Origin of the sequence: Candidatus Methylomirabilis limnetica (assembly GCF_003044035.1) — a bacterium.
GTDB lineage: Bacteria > Methylomirabilota > Methylomirabilia > Methylomirabilales > Methylomirabilaceae > Methylomirabilis > Methylomirabilis limnetica.
Map to the genome: position 1 here is coordinate 1 of NZ_NVQC01000005.1, position 6,128 is coordinate 6,128.

The 6,128-nt window shown below is 56.2% G+C and carries 6 protein-coding genes; 4 read left to right on the plus strand and 2 right to left on the minus strand.

Translation table 11 applies throughout. From position 1 onward, the window contains the following. The first annotated feature begins 682 nt into the window (after positions 1-682). From CLG94_RS00195 to CLG94_RS00205, 3 genes are all read left to right on the plus strand, one after another. Positions 683-1,021, plus strand: coding sequence for a hypothetical protein (locus CLG94_RS00195; RefSeq protein ID WP_107560893.1), 339 nt, complete (start codon positions 683-685; stop codon positions 1,019-1,021). Further along, positions 1,002-1,574: a DUF6036 family nucleotidyltransferase gene (locus CLG94_RS00200; protein ID WP_107560894.1), complete on the plus strand. Its 573-nt coding sequence runs from the start codon at positions 1,002-1,004 to the stop codon at positions 1,572-1,574. The genes CLG94_RS00195 and CLG94_RS00200 overlap by 20 nt, the downstream gene beginning before the upstream one ends. A 1,851-nt stretch (positions 1,575-3,425) precedes the next feature. After that, positions 3,426-4,733: a c-type cytochrome gene (locus CLG94_RS00205; RefSeq protein ID WP_107560895.1), complete on the plus strand. Its 1,308-nt coding sequence runs from the start codon at positions 3,426-3,428 to the stop codon at positions 4,731-4,733. A gap of 232 nt (positions 4,734-4,965) precedes the next feature. Here the strand turns inward: CLG94_RS00205 and CLG94_RS13155 are convergent, their stop codons facing one another. Together CLG94_RS13155 and CLG94_RS00210 are read right to left on the minus strand one after the other, a co-directional pair. Then, entirely contained in the window at positions 4,966-5,121 is a 156-nt protein-coding gene (locus CLG94_RS13155) for a hypothetical protein (protein WP_161953935.1), read from the minus strand. Positions 5,122-5,239: 118 nt separating this feature from the next. Then, positions 5,240-5,545 (minus strand): SPASM domain-containing protein, encoded by a 306-nt coding sequence (locus CLG94_RS00210; RefSeq protein WP_133174579.1) that lies wholly within the window; start codon positions 5,543-5,545, stop codon positions 5,240-5,242. Between the two features lie 302 nt (positions 5,546-5,847). On the opposite strand from CLG94_RS00210, the gene CLG94_RS13160 reads away from it, so the two are divergent. Continuing rightward, positions 5,848-6,003, plus strand: coding sequence for a hypothetical protein (locus tag CLG94_RS13160; protein ID WP_161953936.1), 156 nt, complete (start codon positions 5,848-5,850; stop codon positions 6,001-6,003). The last annotated feature ends 125 nt before the right edge of the window (positions 6,004-6,128 follow it).

Sequence of the window (6,128 nt, forward strand, 5' to 3'; positions counted from 1 at the left end):
ATCTATACTCCTGACGAAACCCCTCCGCAATCCTTCGTAACCGGTAAATCCTGTTGCTGTTGCTTTTTCCCCACCTTCAGATATGATCCTTAATCAAACCGGGCAAATTATGTGCCGGACGGTATTGGGACAGACACTATTTATCGTGACGATTCGTGGTGTGTACGGTCATGATCGTGCATGCCACGAATTACCCGAACCGTTGCATCCGGCCACCCGTATCATGCGAGACAACAAGGGAATGATCGCCAGGCGGTCTTTCGGAACGACAGCGATTCGAATGCGCACGATGACAGAGCGGCCACTGCGAAGAGACGGGATCATCTGGGGGGGGGGTGCGCAGGACACTGGACGAGTAATACACGTGTCGCAGAGGGGAAGACCAAGAAGGGAAGTCAATAAATAGTGTCTGTCCCTATTTACTATATTTACTATTTACAAGAACAGCGAGAGAAAGTTGTCATTGCGAACGAAGTGAAGCAATCTCGCATTGTTGCACTGAGATTGCCGCGTACCCTGCGGGTGCTACTCAGAAACTGGCAAAGTGTCTGCCACCTGCGGGTCAGCCACCGCTGGATTGGGCACTCGCAATGACGTAAGAAATCGAGTGGTTGCGAGGTCTATCGCTGTTCTTGGGCTGAAATACTTGCCGGACGCCTCAATGTGTTCTATAACTACTGATATGGATGATCAATACGTCACCCTCGCGCCGTCTCCTCTGATACTCCTGCCGGTCTACACCGGCATTACCTCTCTCGATGAGGCCGTTCGTGATCCGCGGGGGACCCGCCTGCTCTGGCTTGAACTCCTGGTCAATGACGGCCTCGATCTTCGCCCGTGGTGGGAACGCCCGGAGGTTCGAGAGGCGTATCAGAAGGCATGCCGCTGGTACACCACGTACCGAAGCGTACTGGAAGCGGTACTGCCGCGCCCTCCTCTCCCTCCTGATCCTGGCCCGGTTGACCCCCGTGAGTACCGTCTGTTTGCGGAGGCAATAAGGTTTGTCTGCGCTCACGATTGATCAACTGACTGCGCTGCTTGCCGCCTACACCCATGAGACTGGGGTGCCTGTAGACCTTCTTCTGGTGGGTGGCCTCGCGCTCCAGGCGTATGGCTACACGGATCGCGCGACACAGGATGTGGACGGCGAGGTTGCCGGAGATCCTGAACACCTGAGCGCATTTCTGCGGCGACACCACGTCCCGGCCGACCTCGGAGAGAATCTCTCAAGCTGGTCAGTCATTGCCATGCCGCCTGGCTACCGCGATCGAGCCGTCGTACACCATACGCGACCTGGTCTTCGCCTGCGGCTCTTACACCCCACCGATTTCGTGATCGCAAAGCTCCGGCGTGGGACCGAGCTTGACCTGGACGATGCTGAGTATGTGGCGCGGCGGTTCCACGTGACTTCGGACACCGTGCGGCAGGCTGCGGAAGCGGCCCTCGCCGTCTCCCCGAAGGATACGGTGCTTTTCCTGTTCCGCATAACGGTCCAGGTGTTCTGTGCCCGACTGTCCAATGCGGGGACGCCCCCTTTGGAAAAGGGGGCGGGGGGGTTTTTACGGAACACTTAGTGAGCGACAGGAAGGGAGAAACCCCCTTCAATCCCCCTTTGCCAAAGGGGGAGAAAAGACGGGTAATGACCAGATAGACCAAAGAGGAGGGGATATTAGATTCCTCCCTGCCTGTGCGTGGCTGTACGCAGGCCGGTTCACCTACGGAACACCCGGAAGCACCTAAAAGAACTCTGCTAAGATAGGCTGCACTTACAGTGGCTTCCTGGCCGTCTGGAAAAGGAAAGTGGGAGGGTATTGCTCCCCCTCCCGCTTCGTCGTGATGTTGTTGACTCCCGCTAGACCTGCGGACCGTACTTGCCAAACGTTGCAATAATGTGGATCTCGTTTTTTCCTATCCCTTTTCCGTTTCTCCAGATTTTCCCTTTCAGCTCCTGCGCGTAGGAGCGTTATTTATTCTCAATTGGCCCCTGGGCCAAAAACAGAGGGATGTAGCCCATGACCGCGATTTGTCCCGAAGTTGCGGGAAAATGTCATTTACCGGATTATCCAGGCCGGTAGGCGTCAGAGCGATCTGGAGAGCAGTTCCATGAAAATCATTGAACCCGATCGCATTATCGTGACCGCGAACAGCACGAATTGTCACGATAATAGTGTCTGTCCCTATTTTACCTATTTTATGTCTAAGAAGGGATGTCAATAAATAGTGTCTGTCCCTATTTACTCGGATCTGTGCACAAGTGGAGCGATAGGATCATAGTTAACTTCGACTCCCTTCTCTGCGCCGGGGGCCCCAATCACCAAGGCGACAGCACCTACTTCTTTGGCCTTGTCTCTGCACGGCCGCCAAGGTCTGTCGCAGCATCTATCAAGGAGACGGTCCGCTTAGCCTCTGAGTCGCCAAAACTCAAGAAAGAGCTACGACACGACGTGTTGGTCCGCGTGCCCCAGACAGGCACGGCGAGTGAGCCAGATCGTCCAGGAAGTCTTTGAGATCAATCCCGGGATTGCCAGAGTAACCTGTAGCGATTTGGCGGAGAACCTGATCCGACCCTACGGGTCCAAAGGACGAGGCTGGAGCTTGTGCCGTTAAATAAAAATAGAAAATAGGGACAGGCACTATCATCGTGACGATTCGTGATGCTTGCGGTCATGATCGTGCCTGTTACAGATTACCAGAACCGTTGCACCCGGCCACCCGTATCGTGTGACGGAACGAGGGAGTGATCGCCAGGCGGTCTTTCGGAACGACAACGATTCGAAAGCGGACGATGACAGAGCGGCCGATGCAAAGAGACGGGTTCATCTGGGAGGTGCGCAGGACACTGGACGAGTCATACACGTGTGGCAGAGGGGAAGGCCAAGAAAGGATCTCAATAAATAGTGTCCGTCCCTATATCACCCCTATATCACCTATATCAAGGATGGCTCACTGTCACCGAAGGGGAGTTGACGACACCCCGCATGAGGTGGACTGTAGGCGGAGCGTGAGTGTTTTGGTTCTCGTGAGTTGGACCATTAAAAAGGAGCGTCACGCATGGGCGACCGGCTCTTAAGCGCGCAGGAGGTGGCGGCTCGGCTCAACCTGAAGGTGTGCACAGTGATGACTTGGTGGCGAAGGGCGACCTGTCAGCCCTCCGCTTTAGGAGAAAGCTCCGGATTCGGCCTGGCGCGGTGGATGCCTTGGTGACGGCGCGAGAACAGCCCGTGGCTGAGCACGGCGTTCAGAATCGGGTTTTTCTGCAGCCTCGTTAGGCATTCTTACGATTCTCTCATTTTAAATAGTTGCTGTCCCTATTATTCACTATTATTCTATTATTCAACGTGTGAACCGATCCCACTTTTGAACGCGCGAGTTCTCGGTCATGGCCCTCTGGGCGGAACCGCGTGTAACGACACTGGAGTGACCAGATGCGTCGTATTTTGTGCAGTCTCGCGGTCGTGCTGACCCCCATCCTGGCTTGGGCGGGGGTCGATCGCCCGCCGGTCACGTTTAATAAAGACGTCCTCCCGATCCTGCAGAGGAACTGTCAGGGATGCCACCGGCCTGGGGAAGCGGCGCCGATGCCGCTGCTGACCTACCAGGATGCGCGACCTTGGATCAAGGCTATTCGTGATGCGGTCCTGCAACAGCGAATGCCGCCGTGGTTCGCCGACTCACAACACGGCAAGTTCGCCAACGATCGCTCGCTCTCGCAGGCCGAAATCGACACGCTGGTGGCCTGGGTCGACGGGGGCGCCCGCGAAGGAGACGCCGCCGATCTGCCGCCACCACGGGAGTTTGTCAAGGGATGGAACATCGGCCGACCGGACCTGGTCTTCGAAATGCCGAGGGAATTCCACGTTCCGGATTCCGGCACGATCCAGTATCAGTACGTTGTGATACCCACCGGCTTCACAGGGGACAGGTGGGTACAGATGGCAGAGATACGTCCAGGCAATAGGGCGTTGGTCCATCATGTCATGGTGTACCTTCGCGAGCCGGGGTCGAAGTGGCTGCACTGGGCTAAGCCCGGCGAGCCGTTTGAGGTACGGAGCTTGCGAGACGGGTCGCGACGATTCGATCTCCTGGTCGGCTTTGTTCCGGGCAGTGTACCGCAGATGCTAAAACCCGGTCAGGCCAAGCTTATCAAGGCTGGATCCGACCTGGTTTTTGAGCTGCACTATACGGCGAACGGGAAAGCCGGGACGGATCGCACCCGTATGGGCCTGATTTTCGCCAAGGAACCGCCCGTGGAGCAAGTCAGTACTATTTGGGCCAAGAACCGCGTATTCGTGATCCCCGCCGGAGCGCCGAATCACCGCGTGGACGCCGAGCGGACACTTGATCATGACGTGACTCTACTCGCCCTGCTCCCCCACATGCATCTGCGGGGGAAATCTGTGCAGTACCGGGCAGTCTACCCGACGGGGGAATCACAGATCCTGCTCGATGTACCGAGATACAGCGTCAACTGGCAGCTTTCTTACTATCTGAAGGAGCCTCTACTTCTCCCCAAGGGGACGCGTATCGAGTGCACAGGCTACTTCGACAATTCAGCGAACAATCCCAACAATCCGAATTCGGCGGTCGCGGTTCGGTACGGTAAACAGAGCCAGGACGAGATGATGGTCTGCCTCATGGATGTGACTTCTCGACGCCGCGATGAATCCGGGGCTTCTATTCAAAAGGGAGATGGCGAGGTTCTGCAACGCCCGTCGCCCGAGCCGCCTGACTGAATCCTTGGGATTTGGCGCGGCCGAATCAGCGATGGGTAGGACTCACGGTATCTTTCCGCGTTTGGTCGCAGTGATCGGGCTGTGCTATTTGCGCCAACGGGCCACGATGGGACGCAAGATCGGAGACTACATCGTACAGAACCACCTCAAGCCTGTCCGCTAACTAACAGAGGGGATGGTCGGGCGGTCTTCCTTAAAGGTAGAAGGAAAGGTGCTCTGAGGCATGCCCGGCCTAACCGGTAAGGGGGTTGTGCTTCGCCAGGATCGGCTCCCGATAGCGCTGGAAGCCGTTACGCCAAATCTCCCAGAGGCGCTGATTCTTGAAGGTCCCTTCGGAATAGGCAGCCTCGGGGAGGCCAATTGCCCCGCTGACCTCCCCTGTTAGCATGATGGCACAGACGCTCACATTGCACCCGAACCATTGGCCGTAATGTCGCGCAGCGGCTTATGTTTCGTCAGCGTTGGTTTCGTGTACGGTTGCTTTGGAGCCGACGTGACACCGTTCTTCATGCGTTTCCTCCTCCTTCCCAGGGTCGTTTCAGACAGTGACGATCGCCCACGCGCATTCCGAACTTCCCACCACCGCAGGTAGGGGGGTAGTAGCAGACGCTACACTCCTCGGTCAGGATCGGTTCCCGATAGCGCTGGAAGCCGTTACGCCAAATCTCCCTGAGGCGCTGATCCTTGATGGGCCCTTCGAAATCGGCCACAGCATACCACGTCAAGTCGGTCAGATCAACCCAGCGAGGGGCCCTCACGTCTTCCGGCTTGTCTGTTCCGTTGTGCCCCAGGTTATCGGCATTGGGGATCATGCGATCTCCCGGCGTCAAGTCTTCCACAATTTAACTGCTGTCTTCACGCAGTCAGGTTGGCCGCTCCATATATATGGTAGGCTACTGAGCATTGCTTCCCCGTCCTTGTACGCGAAAAACTGCCTTCAGCGTTGCTTTCCTCTCCTGGTTACATACCATCGCATGCCGAAGGTGAAGCTTGAGCTTCAAGTTTGCTCTCTGATTGAGTGGCCAGTTGCCAGAAAGCGAGCTCTTGTTGGTAGTGGAAGCCCTTGAGCCCAGACATGTAGTGAATCTGGGCCTTCACCCATAGTGAAAGCGCGATGGACGATATCCTAAGTCGATTCGGTATCGACAAGCAAACTAAGGACACCGGCCGTGGCGTTATCCGGCGGCTACAGAAGCTGCGGTACCTGTACGGCGTGATCTGGGCGGAACTCCGATCAAAGGTGCGACTCCCTGTCCGAAAATTAAAATAAAATAGGGACAGACACAATACCGTCCGGCACATAATTTGCCCGGTTTGATTAAGGATCATATCTGAAGGTGGGGAAAAAGCAACAGCAACAGGATTTACCGGTTACGAAGGATTGCGGAGGGGTTT

Excerpts from the sequence above, each read along its gene's own strand:
- CLG94_RS00195 (WP_107560893.1), top strand. The coding sequence starts at position 683 with ATGGATGATCAATACGTCACCCTCGCGCCGTCTCCTCTGATACTCCTG.
- CLG94_RS00205 (WP_107560895.1), top strand. The coding sequence starts at position 3,426 with ATGCGTCGTATTTTGTGCAGTCTCGCGGTCGTGCTGACCCCCATCCTG.
- CLG94_RS13155 (WP_161953935.1), bottom strand. The coding sequence starts at position 5,121 with ATGCTAACAGGGGAGGTCAGCGGGGCAATTGGCCTCCCCGAGGCTGCC.
- CLG94_RS00210 (WP_133174579.1), bottom strand. The coding sequence starts at position 5,545 with ATGATCCCCAATGCCGATAACCTGGGGCACAACGGAACAGACAAGCCG.
- CLG94_RS13160 (WP_161953936.1), top strand. The coding sequence starts at position 5,848 with ATGGACGATATCCTAAGTCGATTCGGTATCGACAAGCAAACTAAGGAC.